The organism is Brevibacillus reuszeri (genome assembly GCF_001187725.1).
In the GTDB taxonomy this organism is placed as follows: Bacteria; Bacillota; Bacilli; order Brevibacillales; family Brevibacillaceae; genus Brevibacillus; species Brevibacillus reuszeri.
Map to the genome: position 1 here is coordinate 113,290 of NZ_LGIQ01000002.1, position 18,035 is coordinate 131,324.

Below are 18,035 nucleotides of genomic sequence, written 5' to 3' on the forward strand. Positions count from 1 at the left end.
TCCTACTTAAATCGTTCCAAAGACCATTGACGAAAGCGATTCAAAAAGGAGACAGCCTGTGCGCGTGTGAGGAGTGAATAGGGCATGAACCATCTCTCACTGTCATCAGAGTTGGAGGGAGACACTTCATACATATTGTTCACGACAGCTGCTCCATCGACGAGGTTTTTGATCTCAATTCCTTCCACCAAATAGTCTTCGTTATTGCCAAAACGCTCGTCTTCCAGTGAGAGAACAGAAGGAGCCCACCATGATGGAGTACTTCCTGTAAGTCCCCCATTCAGGGCAATTTTTTCCCCGGTGTTGCTGTTGTACATGTACTTATCACGTCCGACATCCTGAAAACGCAAGCTTGCTTCCTTGTTATAAAAGAACGTTACTTCTTTCCCTGCTGCTACAGGTATGTTGAACAATACAGTATGGTCATCAAATTCTTGATAATCTGCTTTTTTCAAGGTTTTTCCGTCCACTTTTACTACTAACAGCTGCTTACCCGCTGGATACGTTCCATTCAATCGAAACACCCGTTGACCTTCATAGGTTGTGTGGGATTCTTCTAAAAGATTCGTAGGTGATTTGGAATCGGTAAAACGTTGATAAAAGGAACGGCGAAGCCTGTCTATGAGTACACAAGCTTCTGCCCGATTAATGTAAGCATTGGGAAAGAAGCGGTCGTTTCTCCAAACTCCTTGACTTTTTACTGAAAAATATCCTCCTCTCATGAACAATGCGCCATTTTCATAGCTGTTGTAAATGAATCGAACCTGTACACCGTTCAAATTATATGGGAGATAGATGGTTGCACTTGGAGCAGGGCTTACGATATACACATCTTGTTTAAGACCGATGTATTTGCGCGCCAGCTCTTGACCGGAGGCAGACTTCCATTCTTCCTCGGGAATATCAATTCGATTCAAAGAACGTCCATAGGCGTATAAATACTCGTTGTACTGACGGCTGAAGGGATTGTAATAATAAGTTCTTCCATTATCCAGAGCCTTGCTTGGATAGGCGAAGGAAGAAGAGTTGGAGGGAATAGGCTTTCCAAAGCGGTCAACAGCAGGCTTTCCATAGCTTGAAAAGGCAACTACTGAATTGGGGGAAGGAGCATGGTACAGTTCAATGTCTGTCTTGGTTGAATCTGTTTTATTTGGACGGAGCTCTCTATAAAGTGTTTGCGTTCCGTCTATAAAAACAAAGAGAGGGTTCTCTGCACTTGGTGCAAGTTTGGTCTGAAGTGTAAAAACTTTTTGTCCATTAGAAGCCTTTTGTTCTTCAAACAAATAAGGAGCATTACTTTCAAAAGTACCGTAAGCGATCCCTTGAATAAAAGGCTCACCGTCTGCCATCAAATAATTGCTTGCTTCATGTACTTCATTAAAAAACCAATCTTTTTCACTGACATCAACCCAACTAATCATTTTCATCACCTCATCATATAGAGTAGACAGAAAAAAGGAATAGCCATAGCTATTCCCGGATCATTCGCTCTACTAACCGCCTGGTACGATTCAAGAAGGTAACAAATTCGGCACGTGTTACAAAATCGTTTGGGCGGAAATAAATGACGGGTTTCCCATCGCGTGTGATGATTGTAATGAGTCCGAGGTGGGCCATCTCCTCAATATTCTTTTGTGCCCAATGCCCTTCTATATCTTGAAAGTGAAAGCGAGATTCGCGCTCAATGGAATCCTTTTTTACAAGAATCAGATTGACGGTGACGCTGTAGCGGCGGCCTGCTTCTTGTACAGTGGGTTTTATTGCTTCTGCACTCCCTAAATAAATACTTCCTTTTTCATCGTAAAACTTATGAGTCCAGCCAGCGTAGCTCAAATAGTCATTATACGAATGCTTGTCTGGGAAAAGCAGTGTCAATGTGCATTTGTAGCTACTAAATCCGGAGTGGTGAATGTGTGCGGGAGCATTAATCATTTTGATCTCGCGCAAGGAGGGCTGTGGGCTGGGGGGAGTATAGGGGTTAATGATTCGAGCTTTTACTTCAGTAAAATTAAAACCGGTATCAATGAATAGCTTCTTTGGGTAACGCTGATTAGCTGTTCCAAAGGCGTACTGTTGAGACATGAGGTACCTCCTTATAATCTGTTATAGCTTGTGGCAATACCGGAACGGACCTGTTGACTTAGCTCTGTGGAAAGTCTTGATTGTGTATGGCGAATGGCTTCACTTACCGTTGCCCCAAGCATTTGTAAATCAGCATCGTTTCCGCTCATTTTGTCAATCGTAATATTGACGTTGGCACCTCCATACGTGAAGTCATAGGTACCCTGAGTGGCTTGGGCAGGTAGCATATCCCAATACGTAAGCGGTCGTATTCCCTCAGGCATGTTAAATGTTCCTTTGGAAGACTGCATAGCCATTTTTATGGCAACCAAGTTGTCATACTGGGCCTTTTCAATGAGCGATTTATTTGTGGTGATTTTATCTAGTAAGTCTGTATTCATTTGATTGTTATTGATCAAAGAGTTTATTTCCGATTCGGTAGAAGCAAGTAATTTGTTTTTCTCGCGTAGCAATGCTTCGTCAATATTTCTGATTGTCTGAGAGGTTGGGCTGTGACCAGCTAAAATCGCTTTGCTTCTCTCAATCGAATAATTGACTTCTGTGTTTTGCAGATCAGCATTCAGTCTGTTCATGGCTCGGTCAACTATATTGGTACTATTTTGTTGCTGGTTTTTACCTTTCGCAGCTTCAGCATCGTTAATCGCAGCTTGTACGACTTTATTGGCATCTGTGTCTTTATAAACAAGCTTGCTCTGTTGCTCTTTTACTAGAGAGATAAATTCATCCAATGCACTGATGTTTTTTGCAAAGTACTTCTCCATCAATTCACGCATTGCTTCAGAGTCTTCCCGTTCACCTTGAAGTAATAAATCGGATTTTTCCTTTTCAAAACTGGAGGACAAGCTAGATTGTTCGAGAGCAAGCTTCTTTTGGGCATAGGAGATCATTTCCTTCCCATGCTCCATTGTTTTGACTTCGCTCCAGTCTGTGATCGGAGTGTTGTTTGAACTGTTGCCATCTCCGTCAAGATCAATAAATTTCGAGTAACTTGCCATTTCCGCTGCTTTTTTCTTTTTTTCTATTTCTTTTTCGATTTCTAGCTCACTTTTCGTTTCATAAATCTTTAAGCTCTTGTTTATATGTGATTCGAGTTCTGGTCCGTCATAGTTGATCGTATCCTTAAAAGCATTTAAATAGTCTGACCATGAAGGCGTTGTGCCGCCCAGAGCGTGAATAAGCCCGTCTGATACGCCATTCATTGCGAGGCCCAAAAACGACAAGTGTTTCACCCCTATGGGGAGTTTATCCGAGGCCACCATCTCTTTTGCGAGAGAAGCCTGATTGTCTGCCAATCTGCTTTTTCGCTCTAAATCAGTCATATACATAGGCTGCAGCAATTCGGAGGACACGTCATAAGCAAGCATCAGGGCACCTACGTAGGGAACACGCTTTGCTACTTTTGCAGCTTGACGGCCAAACCTTTTTAGTTTTTTTTTCCAAGGAGGCAGTGGATTGTTCGGATCATCAGGTTCATCTGGAACGGTCGTATCAAACTTGGTATCCTTTACTGCTTGCAATAAATTCTCTATCATATTGCTGGACTTCGGCAGATCTTGCTTACTACTGTCAGTAGCAGCTGATCCTTTTGGGTACTGATCAAATGTGCCGCGAGTGAGGGCAGGCAAGATATCTGTGGGAACTACGGGAGAGCTGGATGCTGACGTACTTGTATAGTTGCCAAGTGAAGTCCCAATAGCTGGGGAAAGTCCCGGTGAAGGAGAGCTAATAGCAGATAGACTTTGAAGATGCTGGGGAAGCACAGAGAGAGTATCTGTGAGATGCTGTAAAGCTTCTTGGGTACGCTGTAATTGGCGCTCATGATTTTGGAAATCATTCGTTAAATTATTGAGTCGGAAACTCGTAATATCGTAGGTTTGAGAAAGCTCATGTAATTGGGAAAGATTCGTGAGCAGGGGAGAATCGTCTTCCAGTAGTCGAGATACACGTTCCTTCCTGCGTTTTTCTATTCCTCTGAGCAAATGCTCCCTAGTTTTGGAATAAGTAGCTTTTCCGCCAAAAATAGAAGTTGCATTTGATAGCAAACGGACAGCAAGTGCAGTCTGCTTCGTATTTTCACGTAGACGTTGAAGGAGCACAGTCAGTATGGCAGTGAAATTGCCTGGCTGGTTTTTAAAAACGTCAAACGCTTCGATGGATGCAGCCTGCCACATGCTTTGAAGGCGTTGGTTTCTTGAAGGAGTATGGTTAGTTGAGGTTCTAATATAAAGATCCTTGAACTGCTCCAAGCTTAATTTTTGTTGAAGAATGAGTGAAGTTAATTTTGTTGCTGTTTTTGAAATGCCTACTTTTTCTGAGTTGTTCATTTTAGCAGATGCTTCGGCAACTGCGATAGACATGTGAGGATTCGCTAAACGCCTGGAAGAAACATAGTAAGCCCTGGTTATCTCTTCGGTATTTACAGCATGGGCCAGAGCTATGTTCTGTAAGTCTTTTTTTACTTCATTCTTCAAATATTCCCGTTGTTTAGCCGCTTCTTTTTCGATGAGCTGTGAATATCTAGAATCGCTTTTTTCAAAGCTGCCGGAAGCTTGCTTCGTAACGTTTTTTTCAGCAAGCTGTTCCATACGTGGGTCTCTAATTAAAAAATTTCGTTCCGCTTTTTTAAGAAGGGAGTCAAAGGATTTTGCCGAATTCCATTCTTCCTGAACCATTGCAGTGATGAAGGTGTCTAAGGAGCTTTTCATTGTTCTTTGTAATACAGCTATCACTGTGTCTTCCCATTTTTGAAGATCGGGTTGTGTTTTGCTGTATGTCTTTTCTGTGCGGAGAACCGCTGAATACTGTTGAGGAACAACGAATTGGAAAGGCTGGGCAGAGGATCCCATGCTGGGTTGTGGAGAGATAGGCAGTAAAGTTGTCGACTGAGTGTAGGACTTTCGGGTAGAAAGAGCATGGGAACGGTTCGAAATACTTGCTGGTATGGACTGAATATCACGAATCACTTGACGCAAATGAAGCATTTGTTGGTTATACAAGCGAAGGATGCTTTGGAAGCTCTCTCTATCTGGATCGTCAATTGGTTGCTTCGGAGAGCTGTGAAGCAGAGCAAGCAGTTCGTTTGTTAGACGATGCTTATCATTAGGCATTCATAATCACCTTCCTAAAAAAAATCCCGTTCTGGTCTTAGAATAGACCGAAACGGGTTACAGACCACCAAGTAGCCTGCCAAGCATAGCTACGTCCTCCTCTGACATCTCTTGGTAATCAGGCGCAGCATTACGAAGTGGAATTTGACTGGCTGAAATGGTTGTCCCCTCACTTAAGAAAAGCAGACCCATTCGTGTCTCCACTTCAAATTGAATATATTTGTTAATGCGCTTCATTAGTTCAGCAACTTGGGGAAGGGTGTAATCCCAAATGCTCCACTTATTTAATCCACAATGCTTGTGTAGATGAAAAAAGATATCGCCCCAATCAAGTGGCTCCCCCGTTTCCGTATCCCGAATGTCGGAACCGTCACCCTGGCCACCCTCTACTTTTTTAAGCCATTTAAACCGATAAGGATATTAATCAGTTTTCTGGCGGTCTCCAGATCGCAATATTCATCTAAATAATCACGAGTGATGGAAGGATAGTTGCGGAAGCCAAGCAGCAAAATATCAAATAAATCATTTTCGGCATTATCACTTGGAAGAAAGTTGAGAATTATGGCATCAAGATGAACAGTCCCCAGCTTTTTCATCAAAATGCGAGCATCCTTTAGACTAGCTGGTGGAATACAATAAGTTTTGCCGTCTCGAAGTGTGATCTTGGCATCGTCTTCAAAGAAAATTCCTTCGACTTCTTCTGCTTCACTTTGTTTTTTGATTCGATTTACAGCTTCGGTATTCATTTGCTCAGCATGCTTTTTTGCTAGATCATCTTTATAAGTAGTCATAGTTTGACCTCCTGACGATTCTTTTGAGAGAGTTAACAGTAGGATGAACTTAAGGTCAAGGGAAAAGGAGTGAAGAGCATGCGCTCTCCACTCAGCCTTGTAATAGTCGGAACAGTTAGCCTACTTCTCTTACACTTTCTTTTGAGAAACAAAACGTTTTACACTACCTAATTTGCCATCAGCCCGTTCTGGATCAATAACGGATAGGGAAATGGCGGATGTACTCGCGGTAGAACGAGCGGCATCAATGGTAAAGCTTCCTTTTGCAATGCAAGAGAACAGCTCTGTTTCAATGCCTGCATAGGTTCCATCCTTTTGAAGGAAGGAGCCGTGGTGAACAACATGCACAGGGAATGGTACTTCGTCGATTAAGATGTCAACCACGTCGACAGTTTCAATACGCTGATAGTTGAATACGACATCTTCGTTCAATGCGGAGGAGGCGAGGATGAGTCGCGTAGCGGTCTTGCTGCCTTCGGTGTACGTTTCGACCATAAACTCGTCTGCCTTAGGAGCTGTAGAATTGCTCAAAGCTACTTGTTTCAGGAGTCGATTTGAATCTTTTAGACGAACTGCAAAATTGCCACCATTGTATAGGGTGTCGCCATAGTCGACGTCACACACAGCAACATCAGTACCAGGTGTTTTTCGGTCCAGGCTTCCAGATGCGAGCAGTTTTTGCTCACCCAATACGTATACGTAGTCTTGTTTCTGTTCCTGAAGAGAAGCTCCCATCATCAGCTGGAGAGCTGACAGATCAAATTTTGCATCCGTTGCAGTGATCTCAATACTCTTGGATTTTACCAGCGTATCGATGGCAAACAACCCGTCGCCGCCAAAAATGTCTTCCATTTCAACATTCAGGTTAATTTTCAGATCCTGCATGTTTCCGAGGGTAATGACTTCAAGACCGTTTCCATCTTTGGAAGCACGTTTAGCGAGGAATTGACCGACACCTTTAATGATCATTTTTTTAGACAATGAAAATCACTCCTTGTGTGTGGTAAGAGAATGTGTGTAGATACTGGTAAGGCCTTTAGGAAAACCTTGACCAGCTTGACATAGGATAGACGAGATTTTGTAAAGTCTAACAAGTAGAGTTGTCGATTACATAACGAAACCTTACAACAAGAGTGAAGCAATAAGCAGAAGCCAGGTCCGTGTCTGTTTCTTGCTGGGAGTGGACAACACTGTCCAGACTCTCTAAGCCATTAGTAGTAAAGCTACACCCTTCAAATTTTCGATAGAGATAGCTCCCGATTTTATGTGCTAGCTCAACATCATCTAACGTAATTACGTCAAAACGAAAGAAACTGTCGTGGAGCGAGGAGGGAGCTGCGTGACGCTTACCAGAAGTAGCGTAAAAAGAGAGGAGTGGTTTGGAGAGACTGGATAAATCATTCGTCGTTCTTCGTTTTATAATTTGCTGTGTTTTAGAAACTTCATCATCTTGGGGAATGCTAAGGAATGCTAATAGCTGATCATCATTGGTTAATAATTTGTAAAGCTCGTTGTACAAATCTACCACCATAATTATTTGCCCACCCTTGGCTCTTGTTATTTTTTTGTTTTTGAAACAAATGGGGATTATCCATCGTTTCATAGGGTAGACAGAGTGAAGGAAACTGTCTCTGAATAACGCCATCTCCATTCGACACAAGCTAGGAGGAACATGAATGCCAAATGATATGGTGCAGATCATCATTAACCAATCGAAGGAAAAACTCGCGACAAAGCAACTCCTAGGTCATGAGGTCATCGTAGGAATTATCTCCATCTCTAAAAACTATTCTCTAAATGAGGAAACGGTTAGTCATATTCTTCATGAGGTTTATAGTGGAGATAAAATACGGCTGCTAAGCGATTTAGAGATTGCGAGTCTCATTATTGATGAAGGTCTCATTCAAAGAATCATAAAAGGAGTTACCTGATCGCTCCATAAAAATTCAATCCTGTATTGTATAAGAAACATCGAATTTAGGAAAGCTCGATTTGCTTTACAGTCAAGTACACAAATTTACACTACAGGGAATTTCAGCGAGTCTGATGAATGTTTTGATAAAATGAGAGCAAGCCAATAAAAACCAAGCCATTCGGATAACCGAGTGGCTTTTTTGCGCGAATAAAACTCGATCTGCCTGAGGAAGTTTTCTTGGTGTTGTCTATTCTAGTGAAGACCGTATAGAGGAGGGGACGTATGACTGAATCCATGAAAGTAATTATGTATGTCGCTGTTATTTCTATCCTTTCTGAAATTCTTTTAGGAGAGGAATTAGATAAGGAGGATTGGGATGAGCTTGGAGATTCGCTTGGTTTCCTTGGGATAGAGATAAGTGAATTCATGTCAGAAGGAGATTCAATGTTAGTCGTACTTCAGAAGATTTGTCAGGAGTTTGGTGCGATTTCAATTACTCAGGACATATTGGATGAAATTAGGAAGCAAGACCAGCTAGTTTGACTGCTGGTCTTTTTTTATGGAAAAGAGCGAATTTATTTGTTTGAAAAAAGAATAGATTTTTTTTACAACAATCCCTTAATGCGGTAATACATTCGTCGTATAGATTGGCAAGAGGCTAAAGAAGGAGGAAAAAGGTTGTTATTTCAAATTAGTTTTTCTGTGGATGGGGAGCAAGTACAAGTAATGAAATACAGTTCAAATCAGGAGAATCTCTTTTTGGTTTTGGAAGAATTTTTTAAAGAGCATGTGAAAATTGATCCCGGTTCGCTGAAAGGAATTGGAATCGTTGGGATTGGTGGGTAGTGAAAAATCTGAATTGCTTTCGCTGTGATTATAAAACTACTTGTCAAAAAAAAATAACAGTTGGGGACGTAACGCTATTAGCGAAAGATCAACAAGAGGTTCCTATGCCTTGTCACTGTGTCGTACATGATATTTGCCGTGATTGTAAATGGTACCTGAAGCGACAGTGTGCTTCTTGGAAGATATTAAACGGCAAAGCTTTTATGACGGGATGCCTCCACATATGTCCGAAAAAAAGTAGCAGCAACGAGTAAATAACCCCTCCTAAGTTCACCTATTGGAAATATACCACCTGTTAGAAAACCATCAGGCAGCGGAATAGAAGCAGGAGGAGGGGAACCGACATGACAAATCAGCTGCACCAACTCGACGAATTATACTTCGCGGGAAAGGTAGACGATTTCTTACAAAAGGCAAAGGAAAATTGTGAAGCAAAACTGCTGGGGATGACGTTTGCAGGCATGACTCATGATGATGTAGTTCAGGAAGTTCTCTTAAAGGTTTATCGCACAATGAGAGATTATGACCAGGAAAAAGCCAGAGTGACTACTTTTGTAGATCACGTGATTACAAATAAAATCAGGGATTGCTTAAGGAAAGCTGGCACTCAAAAAAACCTGACGAATAGCAATGCGGTATGGGTTTCTACGGGAGAGCATTCGGATGATGAAAGTGCGATGGGAAGCTTTATGGCATCCGTTGAGGATTATCGATACGAGGAAGTTGAAATGATGATCGACATCATGGAATATATGCAGCTTTCAACAAGAGACAAACAGATTCTCATGATGAGAAGTGAAGGCTACTACCATGAGGAAATCGGCCAGAAATTCAATATTAGCAAGGAACGGGTTTGTCAAATTATTAAGGCAATTTTAAAGCAATATGGGGAATTGTAGTTGATCTCCGCCTTTCTCTTACAAAAAATCTAGCAAAAGGACTGATCACTGATGGCAGAATTGTTGAAAAAAATGGGAGAAGAACTAACGGAAGAGCTCTCTCTGCAATTGATTGGGAAATATATTCACGTTCCGACAAATATGCATATGTCCCATGAAGAAGGTGGGGAGGAAGAGGTAAATATTTGGTTTGGGGGATGTGTCGCTGGAATTGAAAAAGCCGTCATCGCATTTGATTACGAGAACCAGGAATTTAGAGAAGAGGCGTTGACCTACACCAATTTTTTATTGACAGATGGCATGGGCTATACCCTTAACAGTCTGAAATCAGAAGTATTCGAAATTACAAAGGAAGAGTTTGAGGTTTTACTAGCTGATCATTTGGCAACTCAGACGGCTGAGATCGAAGCTGAAAAGAAACTCCGTGAGGCTGCTGAAGAGATTGGTAGAACAGAGGAGAGCGAATAACCATATGGGGAAGACAAAAATTATCACCTTTGAGGGAATTCATGCAAGCGCTAAAGAAGCACACGCAGCAATGCTATCAGAGAGCTTAAAGCAATTAGGGTATAAAGTACGCAGATTGTCGTTTCCGAGACTGCAAACACCCATTGGTGCCGTAATCGGAATGTGGCTACGATGTGAAATTGAATTGGATGAGCGAGCCGTAGGTAAATTATTTGAAGCCGACTTGCTTGATTTCCAAAGAGAAGCAAAAGAGCTGGCTAAGGGAAACGCTGACTTTGTCATTATCGATCATTATCAGATGTCAAACTATTCTTTTTTCTATAGCAAAGACCTGCCTCTGTCATGGCTGCTGACAATAAAGGAGCTGGGAATCAAGCCGCATGTTACATTTTTTCTCAGTGCTCCAGGAGACGATAATAACTCCCGTTTACGAGGTGTTCAGGAGGCGTATCTAGCAAATGCTCCTGGCATATCTGAGGCAGTTCACGTGTTTGATTGTGAGGGAAGTGTAGAGGAAGTGCATAGAAGTATTTTGCTAATCGCACAAGATTCTCTTTTGAATCGTTGACGATGGTAATGAGTTTGATAGGAATGCTAGGTGTTGCGATGATGGCGTCAAGTGGTCTTTTCTTGGAAAAGGGTACTGCCGAGATGTCATTGGCAATAGAGCGTGTATGGGAAATAGAGGAGACTCTCCTCCAAACACAAGCTGTAGAGACCATCATTCGAAGCTACGCACCTAATCTAAGCTCGGAAACAGTTCAAGCCTATGCAAATTCTATTGTTACCAATTCGAGTAAATACGATGTTGATCCTGTTTTGGTTACGGCGATGATATGGCAGGAAAGTAGATTTCGACACAATGCTATTTCGAATAAAGGCGCGAGGGGTTTATTACAGATTATGCCACGGACAGCGAGAGGAATGGGAGTAGACCCCGATAAACTATTTGATCCGAGCACGAACCTTAAGGCTGGAATCGAATATCTAAGTAAGCTGCGAAATAAGTATGGAAACCTCCGCTTAGGTATCATCGCTTATAACCAGGGGGAAGGAAATGTCTCAAAAAATCAGTACACCCCCCATTACTATACACGTGTAATGGCACATTACGACCAGATGAACAGGCTACTGAGAAGCAAGCAAAATGATTTTGAACAGGCCGGGAGGAGGTAATATGAGTGAGCAGTCTACGTGCATGAAAAGCGATAAAAATCGGAAAGAAAACTATTCCCTATATCGTATGAAGAATATTATGCGATGCAAAGAAGATAGCGAATATATGGGTGAAGTCATTCTCGCCAACGAAGATTTAATCTGGCATTCGGTACACAAATATATAGGAAAGCCTGATTATTTGGTAAAACAATATTGCTTGGATAAAAATGATATTTTACAGTTAGGGCGTTTAGGGATTATAAAGGCAATTAAGGCATTTGATACGGACCGTGGAGTAAAGTTCTCATCCTTTGCTGTAATTACAATCGTGAGAGAAATAAACTGTTTTTTAAGAGATACTGGTACTATCATTCGGCCAACTAGGAGCGCGACTACTATCATCACTCACATAAGCAGAATTGAGACAGAATTTGGCTATTTACCCCCGGTTGAGGAGCTCTCTATTCTGTTGGGTGAGGATGTAAATAAGATAAAAAAAGCATTGGACGTAGGAAGACCTGTGAAGTATTTACATGAGCCTTTCAAACCAGCTTCATCTTCCTTTGATGCTCCGACATCCACCGTGTTGGACATTCTTGAGGATGAAGAGAAGGATGTTGAAGAATTCGTCATTGATAAAATTTATGTCGAAACTTTGTTAGAGAGGTTAAAAATCCATCTCACTTCAAAAGAGTGGCGGGTCCTGCAATTAAGAATGCAAGGCTTTAATCAGACGCAAACAGCAGAGAAATTAAAAATATCACAAATGAGTGTCTCTAGGATTATGAATAAAATTCAGAATATTAAGATAATTAATTCTTACCTTACCTAGCTTCCGGTTTTACGAGATAATGGAAAGGTCTGTATACGCCATTTCTCATAGAAAAGAGGTCGAATACGTATGAAGTATTATCGATTAGGAAGCAGTGGGTTAAAGGTCTCCGCTTTGGGCTTGGGCACCAATTCCTTTGGGGGGCGTGCCGACGAACAAACATCTACCGCGATTATTCACACAGCCATTGAGAATGGAATTACGTTTATTGATACAGCGAATATTTACACCCATACAGAATCAGAGCGAATCATCGGACAAGCATTGGAGGGCAAGCGCCACGAGGTTGTGCTCGCGACGAAGGCTGGCTTGGTAAGAGGAGAAGGGCCGAATCAAAAAGGCTCGTCCCGCTATCATCTGATGCAGGAGCTGGAGAACAGTCTGAAGCGACTGCGTACAGATTATGTGGACTTGTACCAGATCCACACCATTGATCCAGAGACGCCTTTGGAAGAAACCTTGCGTGCCCTGGATGATATGGTTCGCTCTGGCAAGGTACGTTATATTGGAGCGTCCAACTATGCGGCGTGGGAATTGATGAAAGCGATTGGGATAAGTAGGAGGGAGGGTCTCAATCGCTATGTGTCTACACAGGTCAGCTATTCGCTGGCAGATCGTACACCAGAGCGTGAGCTGGTTCCGCTGTGCCTTGATCAGGGGGTAGGCATCATTCCTTACTTCCCACTTGCAGGTGGAATTTTGACGGGCAAGTACACATCGACGGAGCAGGCTCCAGCAGGCTCCAGAGCGGACAAAGAACCTCGCTTTGTCAAAATGCTCAGCCCCGACAAGCTGGAGCTGAGCGAGCAGGTAGGCAAACTGGCTGGAGAGCTGGGAGTAACGTCTAGTGTGCTCTCGCTTACATGGCTGATGCACAAGCCGACAGTATCCTCGGTCATCGTAGGGGCGACCAGTGCCAAGCAGCTGACGGACAATTTGCAAAGCGCTACGCTGGACTTGGATGAAGCAAGCTTCGCAGCGCTGGAGAATATCAGCGACAAGTATCGAAATGGAGAGCCGTTTGCCGTCTATCGTTTGTCGTAGTCGAATTCAGTTACCCGCAAAAGACGAAAAAACCCAGCCTATTTGAGTTAGGCTGGGTTTTTTCTGCTTATTATTCTGCAGCCATGCTGCTTTCTTTCAAGATAACGTCGTGTGCGCCACCTTCTACCAGGCTGGTAGCAGAAACGACGGTAATGCGAGCTTTTTGTTGCAGCTCAGCAATAGAAAGAGAGCCGATGTTGCACATGGTTGATTTGATTTTGCTCAGCGTGCGATCCATATTCTCGCGTAGGCTTCCCGCGTATGGTACATACGAGTCAACACCTTCCTCGAACACGAGGCCGCTTTTTCCGCCGGTGTCATAACGCTGCCAGTTGCGTGCGCGATTGGAGCCCTCACCCCAATATTCTTTTACAAAGTTGTTTCCGATTTTTACTTTTTTGGTTGGGCTCTCATCGAAGCGGGCGAAGTAGCGACCCAGCATGACGAAATCTGCGCCCATAGCCAAAGCGAGGGTTACGTGGTAGTCGTGCACGATACCGCCGTCGGAGCAAAGCGGAACGTAGATGCCTGTTTCCTTGAAGTATTCGTCACGTGCTTCAGCGACCTCGATCAGAGCAGAGGCTTGTCCGCGTCCGATCCCTTTTTGTTCGCGGGTAATGCAGATAGAACCGCCGCCGATTCCGACTTTAATGAAGTCAGCGCCTGACTCCACGAGATAGCGGAAGCCTTCCTTGTCGACTACGTTTCCAGCACCGATGTATACATCGAAGTTTTCTTTTACATACTGAACCGTCTCACGCTGCCATTCGCTGAAGCCGTCGGAGGAGTCAATCACCAGGATATCTACGCCTGCTTCTACCAAAGCAGGTACCCGTTCCTTGTAGTCCTTGGTATTGATACCAGCGCCAACGATGTAGCTCTTGTTTGCATCCAAGAGGGACAGCGGATTGTTTTTGCGAGAGTCGTAGTCCTTGCGGAAAACGAGGAAGTCCAGGTTTTGCTTTTCATCGACGATTGGGAGACAATTGAGCTTATGCTCCCAGATCAGGTCGTTTGCTTCGGAGAGGGTAATCCCCGATTTTCCGTAGATAAGGGAGGAGAAAGGTGTCATGATCTCATTCACAGGCTTGTCCAGAGAATCGCGGCTGATACGGTAGTCGCGGCCTGTGACGATTCCGAGCAGTTTGCCTTTCGCGGAACCATCTTCTGTAATCGCTACGGTAGAGTGACCGGTCTGTTCTTTCAAATCGAGGATATCTTTGAGCGTATGGCCCGGTGTCAGATTGGAACGGCTGACTACGAAGCCTGCTTTGTATCCTTTTGCTTTGCGCACCATTGTGGCCTGACTTTCAATCGATTGGGAGCCAAAAATAAAGGAAATACCGCCACATCTAGCCAATGCTACCGCCATATGATGGTCGGATACTGCTTGCATGACTGCGGATGAGAACGGTATGTTTAGAGAAAGCGCTGGCTTTTCACCCTTCTTAAACTTGGTAAGCGGGGTGGATAAGTCCACATTATTCGGTGTACATTCTTTTGTGGTCAGGTTTGGAAGCAGCAAAAACTCGTTGAACGTCCGGGATGGTTCTGTGTAATAGAAAGCCACAATTTTCTCCTCCTGTGAGATTTTTATTAGAGAAATTTTTATCATGTTAACCGCCAAGGGCAGGAACGTCAATAGGGAAATGAAAGATGAGGTGTTTTCTTTGCGAAGTTTGCGAACAAGTCATGAACACTTGAAATGGAGAGAACAGATTTCTTTGGAAGAATCATACATGCTTTCATGTAATTTACTGCGTTCTGACAGATGCTTGTGTGTAACCGACAGCGTGAATGGAGAAGCAATCGCCGTCGGTACCTATCTGAAAGGAATGCCCTTCCATGCCTTTTCTGTGCATCTGTTTGACGGTGCAGGTACATACTCGATGGAATACATGCTGGCTATTTTTCGAGAAGAGCTGGGTGAAAAGCTGCCTGTCGGGTCAACTGGTGTGCTAGCGGTAAATGAAGACTTCCTCGATCGCCTGATGATCCCGAATATTCTCTCACACAAAACGATGCTGCTCATGAAGCTGACTCAGCCAGAGCGCCTTGCACCAGCGGGGATTTCTCGCTTGCTGGAGCTGAGTGAAGCGAAAATGGCCGAGGAAATGGCGGAGCAGCTCGGGATGATTGCGTTTCGTGCGGAAGAGGTAGTAGAGATGCCGCATCTCGCTCTGTTTTCAGAGACAGGAGAACCGATGGCGATTGGCGGGTTTCATATGTACACGGAAGAATTCGTCGAGCTCGGAAACATCGGGACGTCGGTTCATCATCGGAAAAAAGGTCTCGGAACGCAGATCACTTCTGATGTGAGCCGGCTGGGGCTGCAAAAATCGTCTCTAGTATACTTGGTCGTCTTTGCTGATAATCCGGCTGCTATCCACCTGTATGAACAGCTTGGCTACGAAACGGTAGCAAAATTTGCGTTTGTGGAATTTTCGCTGTAAGTGCATGTTCAAAAAGTTGGCTTTTCAGCACCGAGAAAATGGCGAGAACCGTACGAAGGAGGAGCGGAGTGTAGGCAAACTACATGAGCACCGGACTTCGAAGGTGAGCGCCATTTTCGATGTCGAATGAGCTTTCAGGACTCCTTCGTGATCAAAAGACGGCATTTTGAACAACCTCTGTAAAAAAAGAGTGCCTCGTTCCTAAAGGTTTAGGAGTGAGGCACTCTGTTGGGGCTTGGGACAGCCTATCCCTTGAATTCCACAGGAATCGTCATGGTAAAGCAAGGTCCGTCCGGATCGTTGCGGGCGACGATCGTTCCTTTATGCGCTTCGAATACTGCCCTGGCAATGGCAAGTCCGAGTCCATGCTTGCCCGATTTTCCTTTGCGGAAGCGCTGGAACAGGTGGGGCAGAAGTGCTTCCTCGATCGGTGGACCGTCATTGGCAATGCTTACGACCATGTTTCGTCCCACCTGTCTTCCTGTAATGGAAAGACGGCTTTTCGCGTAGCGCAGCTGGTTTTCCATAATGTTGACAAACGCTGTGCTCAGCTGTTCACCGTCTCCTTCCAAAATCATGGCAGGGGGCAAATTCAGATCCCATTCAACATGCGGGCTAAGCACAGAGAGACGTTGTTTCAATAAATGCATCATTTCCGACAGATCGACTCGTCCCATTTGCATCATTTGGGAAACCGATTCGATCTTGGTCAAATAGAGAAGCTGCCCGACGACCTTTTCCAGGCGCTTGCTCTCCTCCATAATAATGGACAATCCTTTTTCCGCCTGCGGTCCCTGAAACACCCCTTCGATCAGTCCCTGGGTATAACCCTGGATCGCCATGATGGGCGTTTTCAGCTCGTGGGAGATGTTTTGGACAAAATGACGCTGAGACTCATCGTATTCCTTCAGCTGGTTTTTCATCGTATCGAACGATCTGGCCAATTGACCAATCTCGTCTCCTCTGTCCATGGTTAACGGGATGTCGAACTGACGGCGTGCAATTTTCTTGCACAGCTCGTCCAGACTGCGCAGCGGCTTACTCAAATAACCACTGAACCAAACTGCCAAAAGCCAGCTAGCCAAGAGCAGCAAGCTAAAGATATACAAGAACTGGCGGGTCAAAATGGAGTTGATCTGATTGAGCTCCTGCTCCTTGGAGAAGAGCACCATATAGTAAGGAAAGCCGTGATAATCCATTTTTTTGCTGACAAACAAGTAGTTCACATTCTCACGTTCCAACGAGCCATGCTGGAGCTGCTCAGAAGGATGCGAGGCCGCTTGCACATAGAGATCTCGGATGTCCGTAGGAGGAATCCGTTCGGAGCTGCGACTGCCTAGCTCTCGTCCGTTTTCCGCGTACACGATCATGTCAAACGAATATTCGTAGCGAGAGAGCAGCAGCTGTAAAAAGTACGGTGCCGTTGCCGGAACAGTAAGCAGCTCGTTATGCTCATTAAAGGAAATATGCTCTGATAAGGTGTAGAACTCTTCCTCCAGAAGTGAATACGTGTTGGAGACCAGATACTGCTTCACGGCGAGTGGATACCCGATTCCCAAGCCGACGCCCAGCACCATGGTCAAAATCATGAACAAGATGAGAATCTGCCGGGAGAGCGGCAGGTTTTTCAAGCGAAATTTGCTCATATGCGGGTCATCCGATAGCCGAAGCCGTAGACGGTTTCCAGCGGGAATTTCGCCATTTTCTTACGAATGCGCTTCACCAGATCATCGACAGCACGGTCCGAGCCGATATAGTCCTCTCCCCAGATGGAGGTCAGGATTTGCTCACGATTGAGAGCAAGTCCCTGATTGTGCAGCAGGTAGACGATGAGCTCGAATTCCTTGGTCGTCAAATCGATCAGCTCGTCGCCCTCTTTTACTTGTCTGCCTTTTTCTGAGATCATATAAGGGCCCACACTCACCCAGTCCTGGAAGGTTTGTGCAGGTGCAGCAGCGACACCAGGCTTTTCGTATGTGCGTTGCAGCAATTTTTTTGCGCGGATGACCAGTTCACGCGGGAGGAAGGGCTTGGCCAAATAATCATCACTCCCAAGCTCTAGACCAATGATTTTATCGACATCCTGATCGCGAGCAGAGATAAAGATGATCGGCACATTGGATTTTTCTCGAATCAGTCGCAGCAGCTCATAGCCGTCGATGTCTGGCATCATGATGTCCAGTATCCACAGATGAGGCTGATTTTGTTCATCTAAAAGCGACAGCACGTCGATGCCGCTGGAGAATGCTTTTACTTGCAGCCCTGCGCTTTGCAAGTACGATTGCAGTAACTCTAAAAGGTTGGTTTCATCGTCCACCAGATAGACGAGGTAGGGGGTATTCATGATTAGAACCCTCGCTTTGCATCTGTTTTTCTACATTGTAGCACAGGCAAAAAAGGGATGTGTGGCACGGACGTAAGAGAATCGTGGAAAAGATGT

The 18,035-nt window shown here is 44.3% G+C and carries 20 protein-coding genes; 10 read left to right on the plus strand and 10 right to left on the minus strand.

The genetic code is table 11. The features are described 5' to 3' along the window. Window positions 1-2: 2 nt before the first annotated feature. The 7 genes from ADS79_RS01075 to ADS79_RS01105 form a co-directional block, all read right to left on the minus strand. Window positions 3-1,421, minus strand: a complete 1,419-nt coding sequence (locus ADS79_RS01075; RefSeq protein ID WP_049736568.1) for a hypothetical protein — start codon at window positions 1,419-1,421, stop codon at window positions 3-5. A gap of 49 nt (window positions 1,422-1,470) precedes the next feature. Continuing rightward, the gene (locus ADS79_RS01080) at window positions 1,471-2,082 is read right to left on the minus strand and encodes an S-layer homology domain-containing protein (RefSeq protein ID WP_049736569.1); all 612 of its coding nucleotides are present in this window, start codon (window positions 2,080-2,082) and stop codon (window positions 1,471-1,473) included. A gap of 11 nt (window positions 2,083-2,093) precedes the next feature. Continuing rightward, on the minus strand, window positions 2,094-5,189 hold the full coding sequence (locus ADS79_RS01085) for a hypothetical protein (protein ID WP_049736570.1): 3,096 nt from the start codon (window positions 5,187-5,189) through the stop codon (window positions 2,094-2,096). Window positions 5,190-5,246: 57 nt separating this feature from the next. Next, the gene (locus ADS79_RS35900) at window positions 5,247-5,426 is read right to left on the minus strand and encodes a hypothetical protein (RefSeq protein ID WP_236699842.1); all 180 of its coding nucleotides are present in this window, start codon (window positions 5,424-5,426) and stop codon (window positions 5,247-5,249) included. A 149-nt stretch (window positions 5,427-5,575) separates the two neighbouring features. Next, the gene (locus tag ADS79_RS01095) at window positions 5,576-5,980 is read right to left on the minus strand and encodes a hypothetical protein (protein ID WP_049736572.1); all 405 of its coding nucleotides are present in this window, start codon (window positions 5,978-5,980) and stop codon (window positions 5,576-5,578) included. Window positions 5,981-6,109: 129 nt separating this feature from the next. After that, window positions 6,110-6,961 carry a hypothetical protein gene (locus ADS79_RS01100; RefSeq protein ID WP_049736573.1) on the minus strand — a complete coding sequence of 284 codons (852 nt, stop codon included), beginning with the start codon at window positions 6,959-6,961 and terminating at the stop codon, window positions 6,110-6,112. 106 nt (window positions 6,962-7,067) lie between these two features. Beyond that, the gene (locus ADS79_RS01105; protein ID WP_049736574.1) at window positions 7,068-7,511 is read right to left on the minus strand and encodes a hypothetical protein; all 444 of its coding nucleotides are present in this window, start codon (window positions 7,509-7,511) and stop codon (window positions 7,068-7,070) included. Between the two features lie 145 nt (window positions 7,512-7,656). Here ADS79_RS01105 and ADS79_RS01110 point away from each other — a divergent pair, with 145 nt between their 5' ends. The 9 genes from ADS79_RS01110 (at window position 7,657) to ADS79_RS01145 (ending at window position 13,142) form a co-directional block, all read left to right on the plus strand. After that, a complete protein-coding gene (locus ADS79_RS01110) occupies window positions 7,657-7,911 on the plus strand; it encodes a hypothetical protein (protein ID WP_049736575.1) in 255 nt (84 codons plus the stop codon). A 266-nt stretch (window positions 7,912-8,177) separates the two neighbouring features. Next, window positions 8,178-8,438, plus strand: coding sequence for a hypothetical protein (locus tag ADS79_RS01115; RefSeq protein ID WP_049736576.1), 261 nt, complete (start codon window positions 8,178-8,180; stop codon window positions 8,436-8,438). Between the two features lie 135 nt (window positions 8,439-8,573). Further along, window positions 8,574-8,741 (plus strand): hypothetical protein, encoded by a 168-nt coding sequence (locus ADS79_RS35500; RefSeq protein ID WP_162839497.1) that lies wholly within the window; start codon window positions 8,574-8,576, stop codon window positions 8,739-8,741. A gap of 344 nt (window positions 8,742-9,085) precedes the next feature. Beyond that, window positions 9,086-9,640 carry an RNA polymerase sigma factor gene (locus ADS79_RS01120; protein ID WP_049736577.1) on the plus strand — a complete coding sequence of 185 codons (555 nt, stop codon included), beginning with the start codon at window positions 9,086-9,088 and terminating at the stop codon, window positions 9,638-9,640. 51 nt (window positions 9,641-9,691) lie between these two features. Beyond that, on the plus strand, window positions 9,692-10,108 hold the full coding sequence (locus ADS79_RS01125; protein ID WP_049736578.1) for a hypothetical protein: 417 nt from the start codon (window positions 9,692-9,694) through the stop codon (window positions 10,106-10,108). 4 nt (window positions 10,109-10,112) lie between these two features. Next, entirely contained in the window at window positions 10,113-10,676 is a 564-nt protein-coding gene (locus ADS79_RS01130) for a dTMP kinase (RefSeq protein ID WP_049736579.1), read from the plus strand. 41 nt (window positions 10,677-10,717) lie between these two features. Further along, the gene (locus tag ADS79_RS01135) at window positions 10,718-11,284 is read left to right on the plus strand and encodes a lytic transglycosylase domain-containing protein (RefSeq protein ID WP_236699843.1); all 567 of its coding nucleotides are present in this window, start codon (window positions 10,718-10,720) and stop codon (window positions 11,282-11,284) included. Between the two features lies 1 nt (window position 11,285). Continuing rightward, window positions 11,286-12,098: a sigma-70 family RNA polymerase sigma factor gene (locus ADS79_RS01140; RefSeq protein ID WP_049736581.1), complete on the plus strand. Its 813-nt coding sequence runs from the start codon at window positions 11,286-11,288 to the stop codon at window positions 12,096-12,098. Window positions 12,099-12,167: 69 nt separating this feature from the next. Further along, the gene (locus tag ADS79_RS01145; protein ID WP_049736582.1) at window positions 12,168-13,142 is read left to right on the plus strand and encodes an aldo/keto reductase; all 975 of its coding nucleotides are present in this window, start codon (window positions 12,168-12,170) and stop codon (window positions 13,140-13,142) included. Window positions 13,143-13,212: 70 nt separating this feature from the next. Here ADS79_RS01145 and ADS79_RS01150 read toward each other — a convergent pair whose 3' ends face one another. Then, complete coding sequence (locus ADS79_RS01150; protein ID WP_049736583.1) at window positions 13,213-14,712, minus strand: IMP dehydrogenase; 1,500 nt, start codon at window positions 14,710-14,712, stop codon at window positions 13,213-13,215. A gap of 169 nt (window positions 14,713-14,881) precedes the next feature. On the opposite strand from ADS79_RS01150, the gene ADS79_RS01155 reads away from it, so the two are divergent. Next, on the plus strand, window positions 14,882-15,595 hold the full coding sequence (locus ADS79_RS01155; RefSeq protein WP_236699844.1) for a GNAT family N-acetyltransferase: 714 nt from the start codon (window positions 14,882-14,884) through the stop codon (window positions 15,593-15,595). Window positions 15,596-15,840: 245 nt separating this feature from the next. Here ADS79_RS01155 and ADS79_RS01160 read toward each other — a convergent pair whose 3' ends face one another. Together ADS79_RS01160 and ADS79_RS01165 are read right to left on the minus strand one after the other, a co-directional pair. Beyond that, window positions 15,841-17,241 carry a sensor histidine kinase gene (locus tag ADS79_RS01160; RefSeq protein WP_049736584.1) on the minus strand — a complete coding sequence of 467 codons (1,401 nt, stop codon included), beginning with the start codon at window positions 17,239-17,241 and terminating at the stop codon, window positions 15,841-15,843. Then, window positions 17,238-17,939, minus strand: a complete 702-nt coding sequence (locus tag ADS79_RS01165) for a response regulator transcription factor (RefSeq protein ID WP_049736585.1) — start codon at window positions 17,937-17,939, stop codon at window positions 17,238-17,240. Before ADS79_RS01165 ends, ADS79_RS01160 begins: the two co-directional genes overlap by 4 nt. Between the last annotated feature and the right edge of the window lie 96 nt (window positions 17,940-18,035).